Source organism: Microbulbifer litoralis, assembly GCF_023634065.1.
Taxonomy (GTDB): Bacteria; Pseudomonadota; Gammaproteobacteria; order Pseudomonadales; family Cellvibrionaceae; genus Microbulbifer; species Microbulbifer litoralis.
Window position 1 is genome coordinate 142,328 of record NZ_JALKCV010000010.1, and the last position, 12,834, is coordinate 155,161.

Here is a 12,834-nt window from a genome sequence, read left to right on the forward strand (position 1 = left end):
GCGGATCAGCGTTTCGCTGTGCGTCCGGACGTGCAGTCACTGTTTGCATACTTTTTAAACTAGAAACTTAGGCATAGGCGTATGAGAAAGATCCGTCGGGGATTGGATTTACCCATATCCGGCGCGCCCGAGCAGGCCATCCAGGATGGCCCTGCACTCAAGACCGTCGCTGTGCTCGGCCCCGATTACCACGGGATGAAGCCGACCATGGAGGTGGCCGAGGGGGATAGCGTCAAACTCGGACAGCTGCTGTTTACCGACAAGAAGACCGAAGGTGTGCGCTACACGGCGCCGGCTGGCGGTCGCGTAGTGGCGATCAACCGCGGCGCCCGCCGCGCGCTGCAGTCCGTGGTCATCGAGATCGATGGCGACGAGGCCGAGCAGTTTGCCAGCTACAGCGCCGACCAGCTGGGCAGCCTGACTGCCGAGCAGGTGCGCCAGAACCTGGTCGAGTCCGGTCTTTGGACCGCACTGCGCACCCGTCCGTTCAGCAAGGTGCCCGCCCTGGACGCGGAGCCGGTGGCAGTCTTCATCAACGCGATGGACACCAACCCGCTGGCCGCGGATCCGGCCATCGTGATTGCCGAGCAGCGCGAGGCCTTCTCCCAGGGGGTCGAGATCCTGTCCCGGCTCGCGGATACCACCTACGTCTGCACCGCCCCGGACGCCGATATCCCGGTGCCCGAAGCGGGCAATATCCGTCGCGAGACCTTCGCCGGTCCGCACCCGGCGGGCCTGCCCGGAACCCATGTCCACTACCTGAGCCCGGTCAAGACCGGCCGCAGTGTCTTCACCATCGGCTACCAGGACGTGATCGCCGTCGGCAAGCTGTTTGCCACCGGCAAGCTGTTCACCGATCGCGTCGTCGCCCTCGGCGGCCCGCAGGTTGAGAAGCCGCGCCTGCTGCGCACCCGCCTGGGTGCCAACCTGGACGAGCTGACCGCCGGCCAACTGAAAGAGGCCGATAACCGCGTGATCTCCGGATCCGTGTTCGGCGGCAGCACCGCCGCCGGCCCGCTGGCTTACCTGGGCCGCTATCACAACCAGGTGAGTGTGCTGGAAGAGGGGCTCGAGCGCCCGTTCCTGCACTACCTGCGCGCGGGCAACAAGCGTTTCTCGATTTTCCCGATCTACCTGTCCCGCCTGTTCAAGAACCGGCTGTTCAACTTCACCACCAGCACCAACGGCTCCGAGCGCGCACTGATGCCGATCGGCACCTACGAAAAGGTCATGCCGCTGAACGTGCTGCCGACCCAACTGCTGCGCGCGCTGATCGTCGGCGATACCGCCACCGCCCAAAAGCTGGGCGCGCTGGAGCTGGATGAAGAAGACCTGGCGCTGTGCACCTTCGTGTGCCCGGGCAAATACGAGTACGGCCCCATTTTGCGGGACAACCTGACCCGTATCGAGAAGGAGGGTTAAGGATGTTGCGTAAATTCCTCGATTCGATTGAGCCGCATTTCCACAAGGGCGGCAAGTACGAGAAGCTCTACGCGCTGTACGAGGCCGTCGATACCGGCCTGTTCCAGCCCGCGGAAACCACCAAGACCACATCCCATGTGCGCGACGGCATCGACCTGAAACGCATCATGATCACCGTGTGGGCCTGCGCCATGATCCCGATGTTCTACGGCATGTGGAACGTCGGCTTCCAGGCCAATACCATCATCGCCGGTATGGCCAGCCCGGAACTGACCGGCTGGCGCCACGCCATCATCGGTGCACTGGCCGGTTACGATCCCGCCAGCCTGTGGGACAACCTGGTGTACGGCGCCATGTACTTCCTGCCGATCTACGCCGTAACGTTTATCGTCGGCGGCATCTGGGAAGTGCTGTTCGCGGCGGTGCGCGGTCACGAAGTCAATGAAGGCTTCTTTGTGACCTCCATCCTGTTCGCGCTGGCCTGCCCGCCGGACCTGCCGCTGTGGATGGTGGCCATGGGCATCAGCTTCGGCGTCGTCATCGGCAAGGAAGTGTTCGGCGGTACCGGCAAGAACTTCCTGAACCCGGCCCTGACCGGCCGCGCCTTCCTGTTCTTCGCCTACCCGGCGAGCATGTCCGGCGATGCGGTCTGGACCGCCGTGGACGGCTACACCGGTGCCACCGCGCTGTCCGCCATGGCCAGCGAAGGTGTGCAGAACGGTGCCCTGGGTGTGGCCGGCGGCCAGCTGAGCTGGTTCGACGCCTTCCTCGGCAACATGCACGGCTCCATCGGCGAGACCTCCACCCTGGCGATCCTGATCGCCGGCGCCATCCTGCTGTTCATGAAGATCGCCAGCTGGCGCATCGTCGCCGGCACCCTGCTGGGCATGATGGCTACCGCCTTCCTGTTCAACATGATCGGTTCCGATACCAACCCGATGTTCAATGTACCCTGGTACTGGCACCTGGTGGTGGGCGGTTTCGCCTTCGGCCTGATCTTCATGACCACCGACCCGGTATCCGCCTCCATGACCGACGCCGGTCGCTGGTGGTACGGTATCCTGATCGGTGTCATGTGCGTACTGATTCGTGTGGTGAACCCTGCCTTCCCGGAAGGCATGATGCTGGCGATCCTGTTCGCCAACCTGTTCGCACCGCTGTTTGACCACTTTGTGGTGCAGTCCCATATCAAACGGAGGTTGGCACGTGGCTAATAAAGATTCTGTAAAGGGCACGCTGCTGGTCGCCCTGATCATGTGTCTCGTCTGCTCGGTGGTGGTTTCCACCGCGGCGGTGATGCTGAAACCGCAGCAGCAGGCGAACGCCGAACTGGACATGAAGCGCAACGTCCTGATGGCCGGTGGCCTGATCGATGCCGACCAGCACAACGCCAAGGTGATCGAGGAGGCGTTCGAGAACGTCACCATCAAGTATGTCGACCTGCGCACCGGCCAGTTTACCGATGAGGCGCCGGCGGGCGGCAGCGGCCGCGCGGCCGCGAAGATTGCCGACGCCAGCGAAAAGCTGTCGCCGGAGCAGGACCGGGCCAACATCATCCGCCGCGAGCACATCAAGGAGGTGTACCTGGTGGAGAAAAACGGCGAGCTGCAGAAAATCATCCTGCCGGTTCGCGGTTACGGCCTCTGGGGCACCCTGTACGGCTTCCTCGCCCTGCAGGATGATCTCAAGACCGTCGCCGGCCTCGGCTTCTACGAGCACAAGGAAACCCCGGGGCTGGGCGGCGAAGTGGACAACCCCAACTGGAAAGCCCAGTGGGTTGGCAAAGAGGTCTACGACGATCAAGGCAACGTGGACATCTCCGTGATCAAGGGCAGCGTTGGCCCCGGGACCCCGGATGCCGAGCACAAGGTGGACGGCCTGTCCGGTGCTACCCTGACCAGCAGGGGGGTCAACAACCTGATCAACTTCTGGCTGGGCAGTGAAGGCTATGGTCCCTTCCTGAAAAACCTGAAAGCAGGGGAGGCGTGAGCATGAAAGTAAAAGACACTCTGCTCGAACCCATTTTCAACAACAACCCGATCGCGCTGCAGATTCTCGGCATCTGTTCCGCCCTGGCGGTGACCAGCTCGCTGCAGGTCACGATCGTCATGTGTATCGCACTGACCACCGTGGTGGCCTTTTCCAACACGGCGGTATCGCTGATCCGCAAGCAGATCCCGAACAGCATCCGCATCATCGTGCAGATGACAGTGATCGCATCGCTGGTGATCCTGGTGGACCAGGTGATCAAGGCGGTGGCTTACGACATCTCCAAGCAGCTGTCGGTCTTCGTCGGCCTGATCATCACCAACTGTATCGTCATGGGTCGCGCGGAAGCCTTCGCCATGAAGAACCCGCCGCTGCCGAGCTTCTTCGACGGTATCGGTAACGGCCTGGGGTACAGTGTGATCCTGCTGGGCCTCGCGTTTATCCGCGAGCTCTTCGGCTCCGGTAAGTTGTTCGGCGCCGAGATCCTGTCGACCGTCAACAATGGCGGCTGGTATGTGCCCAACGGCCTGCTGCTGCTGCCGCCCTCGGCCTTCTTCCTGATCGGCCTGTTTATCTGGGCCATCCGCACCTGGAAACCGGCCCAGGTGGAAGAGGATGAGTTCAGGATTGCGCCCAACTCCAAACCTCTCCCGACACAAGCGCAGGAGGCCTGATCGTGGAACATTTAATTTCGTTGGTTATTCGCGCGGTGTTCGTTGAGAACATGGCGCTGGCCTTCTTCCTCGGTATGTGTACCTTCCTGGCGGTGTCCAAGAAGGTCGAGGCCGCTGTCGGCCTGGGTGTCGCGGTAATCGTGGTGCTGACGCTGACGGTACCGGTCAACAACCTGATTTACACCTACCTGCTGAAAGACGGCGCGCTGGCCTGGGCCGGCTACCCGGATGTGGACCTGAGCTTCCTCGGCCTGCTGTCCTACATCGGCGTGATCGCCGCGCTGGTACAGATCCTGGAGATGTTCCTGGATAAATATGTGCCGGCGCTCTACAACGCGCTGGGTGTGTTCCTGCCGCTGATCACCGTGAACTGCGCCATCATGGGTGCCTCGCTGTTCATGGTGGAGCGCGAATACAACTTCGGTGAGAGTGTCGCCTACGGTTTCGGCGCCGGCCTCGGCTGGGCTCTGGCGATTACCGCACTGGCCGGTATTCGCGAGAAGCTGAAGTACAGCGATGTCCCGAATGGCCTGAAAGGCCTGGGTATCACCTTCATCACCGTCGGCCTGATGTCCCTGGGCTTCATGTCCTTCGGCGGCATCGACATCTAAGCGGGGGAGTAAGATCTTATGAATTTGGAAATTATCCTCGGCGTCGCCATGTTTACCGTCATCGTGCTGGCGCTGGTGGCGGTGATCCTCGCCGCCCGCTCGCGCCTGGTAAACACCGGTGACGTCAACATCCTGGTCAACGGCGAAAAGACCCTGACCGTACCGGCCGGCGGCAAGCTGCTGCAGACCCTGGCGGCCAACAACCTGTTCCTGGCTTCGGCCTGTGGCGGCGGTGGCAGCTGTGCCCAGTGCACCTGTATCGTCAAATCCGGTGGCGGCGACATGCTGCCCACCGAGGCCTCCCATTTCACCCCGCGCGATGCAAAGGAGGGCAAGCGCCTCTCCTGCCAGGTGGCGGTGAAACAGGACATGGAAATCGAGGTGCCGGAAGAGGTGTTCGGTGTGAAGCAGTGGGAGTGCACTGTGGAATCCAACCCCAACGTGGCCACCTTCATCAAGGAACTGACGCTGAAGCTGCCGGAAGGCGAGAACGTCGACTTCCGCGCGGGCGGTTACGTCCAGCTCGAGGCGCCGGCCTACCACGTGAAATTCTCCGATTTCGATATCGAGGAAGAGTACCGCGGCGACTGGGAGAGGTTCGGTTTCTTCAACCTGGAGTCCAAGGTCAGCGAGCCGATCCAGCGCGCCTACTCCATGGCCAACTACCCGGAAGAGAAGGGTGTTGTGAAATTCAACATCCGTATCGCCACGCCGCCGCCGCGCACCGAAGGGGTGCCGCCGGGCCAGATGTCCTCCTATGTGTTCAGCCTCAAGCCGGGCGACAAGATCAAGGTGTACGGTCCCTTCGGTGAGTTCTTCGCCAAGGACACCGACAACGAGATGGTCTTTATCGGCGGTGGTGCCGGTATGGCGCCGATGCGCTCGCACATCTTCGACCAGCTCAAGCGCCTGAACTCCAAGCGCAAAATCAGCTTCTGGTACGGCGCCCGCTCGCTGCGCGAGATGTTCTACGAGGACGACTACAACGGCCTGCAGGACGAGTTCGACAACTTCCAGTGGCACGTGGCGCTGTCCGATCCGCAACCGGAAGACAACTGGGACGGCTACACCGGCTTCATCCACACCGTGGTCTACGAGAATTACCTCAGGGACCACCCGGCTCCGGAAGACTGTGAGTACTACATGTGTGGGCCGCCCATGATGAACGCCTCGGTGATCAATATGCTCAAGGACCTGGGCGTAGAGGATGAGAACATCATGCTCGACGACTTCGGTGGTTGACAGGTCGGCTGATCGGAGTAGCGATATTGTTTACTGCTGACAAAATGCCGATAACAACAAAAACAGGGCCCATATTCCGGGCCCTGTTTTTGCTTGTGTGGACGGTCGCCGGCGCGCTGGCGCTGTCCGCCTGCTCACCGGCGGAGCGCAACTGGCAACTCAGCGGGCCCACCATGGGCACCCGCTATCACATCACCGTGGTGGATGTGCCCGCGGCGGTGAAGAAGGGCAAACTGCAGCAACGGGTGGATGCGGAGCTGGCGCAGGTCAACCGGGAAATGTCGACCTATATCGACGACTCGGAACTGATGCGCTTCAACCGTGGCCCGGTGGGGCAGGCGGTCCCGGTCAGCGCCCACCTGGCCGATGTGCTGGCGCGCTCGCTGGATATCTACCGGCGCAGTGGCGGCGCCTTCGATGTCACCGTCGGCCCGCTGGTCAACCTGTGGGGCTTCGGCCCGCAGCCGGAACCGGAAAAGGTGCCGGACGACGCGACCATCGACAGGCTGCGCGAACAGATCGGTTCCGATGCGCTGACGGTCGAGCGCAATCCGGACCGCGTGACCCGCAGCCGCCCGGTGGAGGTCGACCTGTCGGCCATTGCCAAGGGGCACGGCGTCGATCGCGTGGCAGCGCTGCTGGAGGCGCAGGGCATCCGCAACTACCTGGTCGAGGTGGGCGGGGAACTGCGCACCCAGGGCCGGAATCCAAAGAACAGGCCCTGGCGCATCGGCATCGAGAGCCCCGATCCCACCGGTCAGGTGGTGCAGGAGCCCATCGAGGTCAGCGGCAAGGCGGTTGCTACCAGTGGCGATTACCGCAACTACTACGAGCGCAACGGTGTCCGCTATGCGCACAGCATCGACCCGCGCACCGGCCGCCCGTTGCAGCATCGCCTGGCGTCAGTGACGGTGATCGCCGACAACTGTGCCGAGGCGGATGGCCTGGCCACGGCCCTGAATGTGCTGGGTGCGGAAGCCGGGCTGGAATTGGCACAGGCGGAAAATCTCGCCGTATTCATGTTGGTGAAAACCGACGCGGGATTCGAGGAGCGCTATAGCCGCGCCTTCGAACCCTATCTGGAAAAATCCCGGCAATAGTGTCCGGGCAGTGAGGTACTGGCAATGACCATCTTCATTTTTGCATTTATCGCCATGGTGCTGATCATGACCGGTATGGCATTGGGTGCGATACTGCAGAACAAACCCCTCAAGGGCTCCTGTGGCGGCCTCAACAATATCGGCATGAAGCAGGACTGCGAGATCTGCGGCGGCGATGACGACGAGTGCAAGAAAGAGCAGGAGCGCCAGCAGCGCCTGGCCGGTGGCGCCGACCTGGCCTACGACGCTACCAAACGCTGATCCCTCTCCAGCAGGAGGGGAGGGCGTAGGGTGCGCCGTGCGCACCGATCCAGTTTGCGGTGCGCACGGCGCACCCTACAGACCACGATTAAACGGATAAACCAGAGCTTGTAGATGGCAGAACAAAAATTCGACCTGGTAGTAATCGGCTCCGGCCCGGCCGGTGAAGCCGCGGCCATGAGCGCGGCGAAAAAGGGCATGCGCGTCGCGGTAGTGGAGCGCTACTCGGCGGTCGGCGGCAACTGTACCCACAAGGGCACCATTCCCTCGAAGGCGCTGCGCCATGCGGTCAAGCAACTGATGCGCTACAACACCCAGCCGGTATTCCGCGCCCTGGGCGAACCGCGCCGGCTGACTTTCCCGGAAGTCATGCAGTCGGTCAACAAGGTGATCTCCTACCAGGTGGAAATGCATACCAGCTTCTACGCGCGCAACCGCGTGGAATTGATTCTGGGCGAGGCGAAATTCCGCGATGCCAACAGCCTGGAAGTCCAGTTGCCGGATGGTGCCGCCGAGATCATCACCTCGGAAAAGTTCATCGTCGCCACCGGTTCGCGCCCCTACCGCCCGGCCGATGTGGACTTCGGGCATCCGCGTGTCTACGACAGCGACACCATCCTGGATATGCAGCATACGCCGCACTCGATCATGATCTACGGCGCCGGCGTGATCGGCTGCGAGTACGCCTCCATTTTTGCCGCGCTGGGTGTGAAGGTGGACCTGATCAACACCCGCGGCAGCCTGCTGGAATTCCTCGACGACGAGATCTCCGATGCGCTCAGTTACCACCTGCGCGACATGGGCGTCGCCGTGCGACACCGCGAAGAGTACGCCAGGGTCGTGCCCACAGACAGTGGCGTGATCATGGAAATGCAGTCCGGCAAACGCATTCACGCGGACGCACTGCTGTGGTGTAACGGCCGCTCCGGCAATACCGGCACCCTGGGCCTGGACAACATCGGCCTGGAGGCCAACCACCGCGGCCAACTGAGTGTCGACGAGCACTATTGCACCGAGGTGGACAATGTCTTCGCGGTGGGCGATGTGATCGGCTGGCCCAGTTTGGCCAGTGCCTCCTACGACCAGGGCCGCGCCGTGGCCGCCGCCATCGCCGGCCGCGGGCACCGGGTGATCGAGGATGCGCCCACCGGTATCTATACGCTGCCCGAGATCTCCTCGGTGGGCAAAACCGAATCCGAACTGACGGCCGCGAAAGTGCCCTACGAAGTGGGCCGCGCGCTGTTCAAGCACACCGCGCGCGCGCAGATTTCCGGCGAGCGGGTGGGCATGCTGAAGATCCTGTTCCACATCGAGACCCGCGAGATTCTCGGCATCCACTGCTTCGGTGCCGAGGCGGCGGAGATCGTGCATATCGGCCAGGCCATCATGAAACAGCCGGCGCCGAACAATACGATCGATTTCTTCGTCAACACCACCTTCAACTACCCGACCATGGCCGAGGCCTACCGCAGTGCGGCGCTGGACGGGCTCAACCGGGTGGCGCGACTGTGACGCAGCCCTCGCCGAGCGAGTTCCGCGAACTGGTCAAGGGCTTCTTCGAGCAGATCCCGTTCAACCGGCAGATCGGCCTGGAGATGCAGGACCTGGACCTGGAAAAGCTGACCCTGTCAGCGCGCTTCGAACTGCGCCCGGAACTGATCGGCAATCCGTGGCAGAAGATCCTGCACGGCGGCGTCATGGCCACGGCGCTGGATACCGTCGGCGGCCTCACCGCAATGGTGGCCGCCTACGAGCGGCTGGGGAATATCGCCTGGCAGGAAAAGACCGAGCGGCTGTCAAAGCTCGGCACGGTCGATATGCGGGTGGATTACCTGAAGCCGGGCAGGGGGGAGGAGTTTCTCTGCCAGGGCTCGATTCTGCGCACCGGCAACAAGCTGGTGGTGACGCGGATGGAATTGAGCAATGAGCGGGGCGAATTGCTCGCCACGGGTACGGCGACCTATTTGTACTGAGGGGGCACCGCCGACCCTTTGTCGATCGGGGCTTCCCGCCACCAGCCTCTCATCGGCGGCTGGTGGGCCTTTGCAATGTTAACTTTCTAGCCCCGGTGCTTCTTCACCGTGTGCAGCGCCACATCCCATTCGAAGTAGACGTAGAAGTCTGCGTACTCCCAGCGGGTGATGGCCGGCTCGCCCACCGGGCCCTGGATACCGATGGGATCGCCCAGGCGCGCCGTAATCTCTTCTTTCTTCAGGCCGCGCACCTGTTCGATGCGGGTGGCTTCCCCCTGTGCCCCCACCGGGACTTCCAGCGTGTCTGCGGCGGCGCCCATCGGCAGGAGCAGGGCGGTGGCGAGCAGGGATGTGCGGAGCTTGTTGAACATGTGTCCTTCTCCGGGTTCTTGTTCTGGATCGGTCTGCATTAAAGCAGATATTGTGCCTAAACACTTGGCATTCTTCACGTTTTTCCAATATCGGCCGCAGGTCTCCAGTGGCGGAGCGCCGCGGTGCCTGTGCTAATCTGGGGAATCGAACCCGTTGAAGCGGACACCCAAGAATGCGGATTGGACAATATTTCTCCACAACCGGACTGCTGGTTGGCACGGCTTTTTTCGCGCTTTCGCTGACCCCGTCCCTGATTCCCCGCAGCGCCGTGGTCCAGGGCGTCATATCCGGTCTCTCGTTTACCGCGGGTTATGCGGTGGGTGTTTTCTGCGTCTGGTTGTGGGGCTTCCTGGAATTCCGCAAGCCGGGCGACAAGGTCCAGCGCATTCTGGAGTGGCTGGCGACCCTGCTCTGCGCGCTGCTGGCCTTCGGTTTCCTGTGGCAGGCCAGCGGCTGGCAGAACTCGGTGCGCGAGCTGATGGGGCTGGAGCCGGTGCCCGGCGTGCGCCCCTACACCGTCGCCCTGATCGCGCTGCTGCTGTTCCTGGTGCTGCTGATGCTGGGGCGGCTGTTTTTGCGCACCTTTCATTTCGTGTCCCACAAGCTGCAACGGGTGATACCGCCGCGTATTTCCATGCTGGTGGGGCTGGTGGCGGCATTCGCACTCTTCTGGGCCATCGTCGATGATGTGCTGTTGAGCGCCGCATTGCGCAAGGTGGACAACGTCTACCGGGAACTCGATGCGCGCATCGCGCCGGATATGCCCGCGCCCACCGATCCGCAGAAACCCGGCGGCGCCGATTCCCTGCTGCGCTGGCAGGATATGGGGCACCAGGGGCGCCGCTACCTGGCGCTCGGCCCCACGGTCGGGGACATCCGCGAACTGGATGGCGAGGCCAGGGAGCCGATCCGGGTCTATGTGGGGCTGAATGCGGCCGCGACACCGCAGCAGCGTGCGAGGCTGGCGCTGGAGGAACTGCAGCGGCTGGGCGGCTTCGAGCGCTCGGTGCTGATCCTGATCACGCCCACCGGTACCGGCTGGGTGGACCCGGGGGCCATCAACTCGGTGGAGTACCTGCACCGCGGGGATATCGCCAGCGTCGCCGCGCAGTATTCCTACCTGCCCAGCCCCATCGCGCTGATGACCGAGGACGCCTACGGTCGGGAGACGGCGGAGGCGCTGTTCGACGCGATCTACGGACACTGGAGCAGCCTGCCGGAGGGCGCGCGGCCGCGGCTGTTCCTGTTCGGGCTCAGCCTGGGCGCGCTGAACTCGGACCGCTCCTTCGATTTCTACGACATTATCGACGATCCCTTCGAGGGGGCGCTCTGGACTGGCCCGCCGTTTCGCAGTAATACCTGGCGGCAGGTCACGGCGGAGCGCGATCCGGGCTCCCCGGCCTGGCTGCCGCAGTTCCGCGACGGTGCGGTGGTGCGCTTCGGCAACCACTTCGGCGGCTACGACCAGGGCGAGGCGCCCTGGGGCAACTTCCGCCTGGCCTACCTGCAGCACGCCAGCGACCCGATCGTCTTCTTCGAGCCGGAAGCGGCCTACCGCAAGCCGGCCTGGATGAAGCCGCCGCGGGGTCGGGACGTGTCGCCGGACCTGCAGTGGTACCCGATCGTGACCATGTTCCAGCTGGCCGCGGACATGCACGCCGGGGTAGCGCCGATGGGTTTCGGCCACAGCTATGCACCGGCGGATTATGTGCACGCCTGGTTCAAGCTGACGGAACCGGAGGGCTGGAGCGAGGAGAAGCTGGAGCGGCTGCGCAAAAAACTGTTGCAGTACAACAAGATCTGACGCAGGGTTGGCTTTCCCGCAGTTTTTCCGCTTAAATCACCCGCTATGATAAAGCCCGTTCCCCTGTTTATCGGCCTGCGTTACGTGGCCGCCCGCCGCCGGCAGCAGTTCATCTCCTTTATCAACGGCTTCTCCCTGCTCGGCATGGCGCTGGGTGTGATGGCGCTGATTGTGGTGACTTCGGTCATGAACGGCTTCGACCGCGAATTGAAGACCCGCATCCTCAGTGTGGTGCCGCACGGTTTCGTGGAGAAAACCGGCGGCCTGGAGGACTGGCATTCCGCCGCCGCACAGCTTGAACAACGGCCCCATGTGGAGGCGGCCAGTCCCTTCGTGCGCGGCTTTGCGCTGCTGGCGGCCAACGGCAACAGCCACGGGGTCGAATTCCAGGGCGTGGAGCCGCAGGCGCTGCGCGATGTCTCCGCGGTGGGCGAGCATATCCTGATGGGCAGCCTGGATGCGCTGCAGTCGCGCAGCTACAACATCGTGCTCGGGCGCATTCTCGCCCGGCAGCTGGACGTGGTCCCCGGCGACAGCGTGGTGCTGACGCTGCCCGAGGTGGTCATTACCCCAGCCGGTATTTTCCCGCGCACCAAGCGTTTCACCGTGGCCGGGGTCTTCTCCGTCGGCGCCCAGGTGGACCAGAGCCTGGCGCTGGTCCATATCGACGACGCCGCGCGGCTACTGAGAATGAGCGGAAGGGCCCAGGGCCTGCAGTTGCGCTTCGACGATATGGACAACGCCCTCGGCCGTGTCGCCCCCTATGCCGAATCCCTCGGCCAGGGTTTCAGCGGCGAGGACTGGAGCCACTCCCAGGGCAGCCTGTTCCAGGCCGTGAAAATGGAGAAGACGGTCGTCACGCTGATGCTGATGATCATCGTCGCCGTTGCCGCCTTCAATATCGTCTCCGCACTGGTGCTGATGGTGGCCGACAAGCGTTCGGATATCGCCGTGCTGCGCACACTGGGTTTGACCTCGCGGCAGATCATGTCGGTGTTCGTGGTGCAGGGCAGTGCCATCGGCATTATCGGCGCCTTTATCGGCGCGGTGCTGGGCATACTGATCGCCTTCAACCTGACGGAGATGGTCGGCTGGATGGAAAACCTGCTGGGCATGAAGATCTTCGATCCGCGCGTCTTCTTCGTCAGCTTCCTGCCTTCAGAACTGCGCACCGGCGACGTGGTCATAGTGCTGACCGCGGCGGTGCTGATGAGCCTGCTGGCAACCCTGTTCCCGGCCTGGCGCGCGGCGCAGATACAGCCGGCGGAAGCGTTGCGGTACGAGTGATCGCTAAATGGTAGGGTGCGCCGTGCGCACCGTCTGCCCGTGTTGAAATCCCGCTATCGCGGTGCGCGCGGCGCACCCTACAGGCAGGCGGGAGTCGAA

General features: G+C 63.1%; 13 protein-coding genes. 12 read left to right on the forward strand and 1 reads right to left on the reverse strand.

Annotation, left to right across the window (positions count from 1 at the left end):
• Positions 1-81: 81 nt before the first annotated feature.
• From MWN76_RS15150 to MWN76_RS15195, 10 genes are all read left to right on the forward strand, one after another.
• Complete coding sequence (locus MWN76_RS15150; RefSeq protein WP_250462543.1) at positions 82-1,422, forward strand: Na(+)-translocating NADH-quinone reductase subunit A; 1,341 nt, start codon at positions 82-84, stop codon at positions 1,420-1,422.
• Between the two features lie 2 nt (positions 1,423-1,424).
• Entirely contained in the window at positions 1,425-2,636 is a 1,212-nt protein-coding gene (locus MWN76_RS15155; protein ID WP_250462545.1) for an NADH:ubiquinone reductase (Na(+)-transporting) subunit B, read from the forward strand.
• On the forward strand, positions 2,629-3,411 hold the full coding sequence (locus tag MWN76_RS15160; protein WP_250462547.1) for a Na(+)-translocating NADH-quinone reductase subunit C: 783 nt from the start codon (positions 2,629-2,631) through the stop codon (positions 3,409-3,411). The genes MWN76_RS15155 and MWN76_RS15160 overlap by 8 nt, the downstream gene beginning before the upstream one ends.
• A gap of 2 nt (positions 3,412-3,413) precedes the next feature.
• Positions 3,414-4,085 (forward strand): NADH:ubiquinone reductase (Na(+)-transporting) subunit D, encoded by a 672-nt coding sequence (locus MWN76_RS15165; RefSeq protein ID WP_250462549.1) that lies wholly within the window; start codon positions 3,414-3,416, stop codon positions 4,083-4,085.
• A 2-nt stretch (positions 4,086-4,087) separates the two neighbouring features.
• Positions 4,088-4,696 (forward strand): NADH:ubiquinone reductase (Na(+)-transporting) subunit E, encoded by a 609-nt coding sequence (gene nqrE, locus MWN76_RS15170; protein ID WP_250462551.1) that lies wholly within the window; start codon positions 4,088-4,090, stop codon positions 4,694-4,696.
• 18 nt (positions 4,697-4,714) lie between these two features.
• Positions 4,715-5,938 (forward strand): NADH:ubiquinone reductase (Na(+)-transporting) subunit F, encoded by a 1,224-nt coding sequence (nqrF, locus tag MWN76_RS15175; protein WP_250462553.1) that lies wholly within the window; start codon positions 4,715-4,717, stop codon positions 5,936-5,938.
• 95 nt (positions 5,939-6,033) lie between these two features.
• The gene (locus MWN76_RS15180) at positions 6,034-7,038 is read left to right on the forward strand and encodes an FAD:protein FMN transferase (RefSeq protein WP_250462640.1); all 1,005 of its coding nucleotides are present in this window, start codon (positions 6,034-6,036) and stop codon (positions 7,036-7,038) included.
• A gap of 24 nt (positions 7,039-7,062) precedes the next feature.
• Positions 7,063-7,299, forward strand: coding sequence for a (Na+)-NQR maturation NqrM (gene nqrM, locus MWN76_RS15185; RefSeq protein WP_250462555.1), 237 nt, complete (start codon positions 7,063-7,065; stop codon positions 7,297-7,299).
• 114 nt (positions 7,300-7,413) lie between these two features.
• Positions 7,414-8,811: a Si-specific NAD(P)(+) transhydrogenase gene (sthA, locus tag MWN76_RS15190; RefSeq protein WP_250462557.1), complete on the forward strand. Its 1,398-nt coding sequence runs from the start codon at positions 7,414-7,416 to the stop codon at positions 8,809-8,811.
• Positions 8,808-9,272 (forward strand): thioesterase family protein, encoded by a 465-nt coding sequence (locus MWN76_RS15195; RefSeq protein ID WP_250462560.1) that lies wholly within the window; start codon positions 8,808-8,810, stop codon positions 9,270-9,272. Before sthA ends, MWN76_RS15195 begins: the two co-directional genes overlap by 4 nt.
• An 86-nt stretch (positions 9,273-9,358) precedes the next feature.
• On the opposite strand, the gene MWN76_RS15200 is transcribed toward MWN76_RS15195, so the two are convergent.
• The gene (locus MWN76_RS15200; RefSeq protein ID WP_250462562.1) at positions 9,359-9,643 is read right to left on the reverse strand and encodes a hypothetical protein; all 285 of its coding nucleotides are present in this window, start codon (positions 9,641-9,643) and stop codon (positions 9,359-9,361) included.
• 173 nt (positions 9,644-9,816) lie between these two features.
• Here MWN76_RS15200 and MWN76_RS15205 point away from each other — a divergent pair, with 173 nt between their 5' ends.
• Together MWN76_RS15205 and MWN76_RS15210 are read left to right on the forward strand one after the other, a co-directional pair.
• Complete coding sequence (locus tag MWN76_RS15205) at positions 9,817-11,448, forward strand: alpha/beta hydrolase (RefSeq protein ID WP_250462565.1); 1,632 nt, start codon at positions 9,817-9,819, stop codon at positions 11,446-11,448.
• A 45-nt stretch (positions 11,449-11,493) separates the two neighbouring features.
• Complete coding sequence (locus MWN76_RS15210; protein ID WP_250462568.1) at positions 11,494-12,735, forward strand: lipoprotein-releasing ABC transporter permease subunit; 1,242 nt, start codon at positions 11,494-11,496, stop codon at positions 12,733-12,735.
• Positions 12,736-12,834 lie beyond the last annotated feature (99 nt).

What these genes read in the sequence shown, in the direction of transcription:
- MWN76_RS15150 (WP_250462543.1), top strand. Translation starts at nt 82, where the DNA reads ATGAGAAAGATCCGTCGGGGATTGGATTTACCCATATCCGGCGCGCCC.
- MWN76_RS15155 (WP_250462545.1), top strand. Translation starts at nt 1,425, where the DNA reads ATGTTGCGTAAATTCCTCGATTCGATTGAGCCGCATTTCCACAAGGGC.
- MWN76_RS15165 (WP_250462549.1), top strand. Translation starts at nt 3,414, where the DNA reads ATGAAAGTAAAAGACACTCTGCTCGAACCCATTTTCAACAACAACCCG.
- nqrF (WP_250462553.1), top strand. Translation starts at nt 4,715, where the DNA reads ATGAATTTGGAAATTATCCTCGGCGTCGCCATGTTTACCGTCATCGTG.
- nqrM (WP_250462555.1), top strand. Translation starts at nt 7,063, where the DNA reads ATGACCATCTTCATTTTTGCATTTATCGCCATGGTGCTGATCATGACC.
- sthA (WP_250462557.1), top strand. Translation starts at nt 7,414, where the DNA reads ATGGCAGAACAAAAATTCGACCTGGTAGTAATCGGCTCCGGCCCGGCC.
- MWN76_RS15200 (WP_250462562.1), bottom strand. Translation starts at nt 9,643, where the DNA reads ATGTTCAACAAGCTCCGCACATCCCTGCTCGCCACCGCCCTGCTCCTG.
- MWN76_RS15205 (WP_250462565.1), top strand. Translation starts at nt 9,817, where the DNA reads ATGCGGATTGGACAATATTTCTCCACAACCGGACTGCTGGTTGGCACG.
- MWN76_RS15210 (WP_250462568.1), top strand. Translation starts at nt 11,494, where the DNA reads ATGATAAAGCCCGTTCCCCTGTTTATCGGCCTGCGTTACGTGGCCGCC.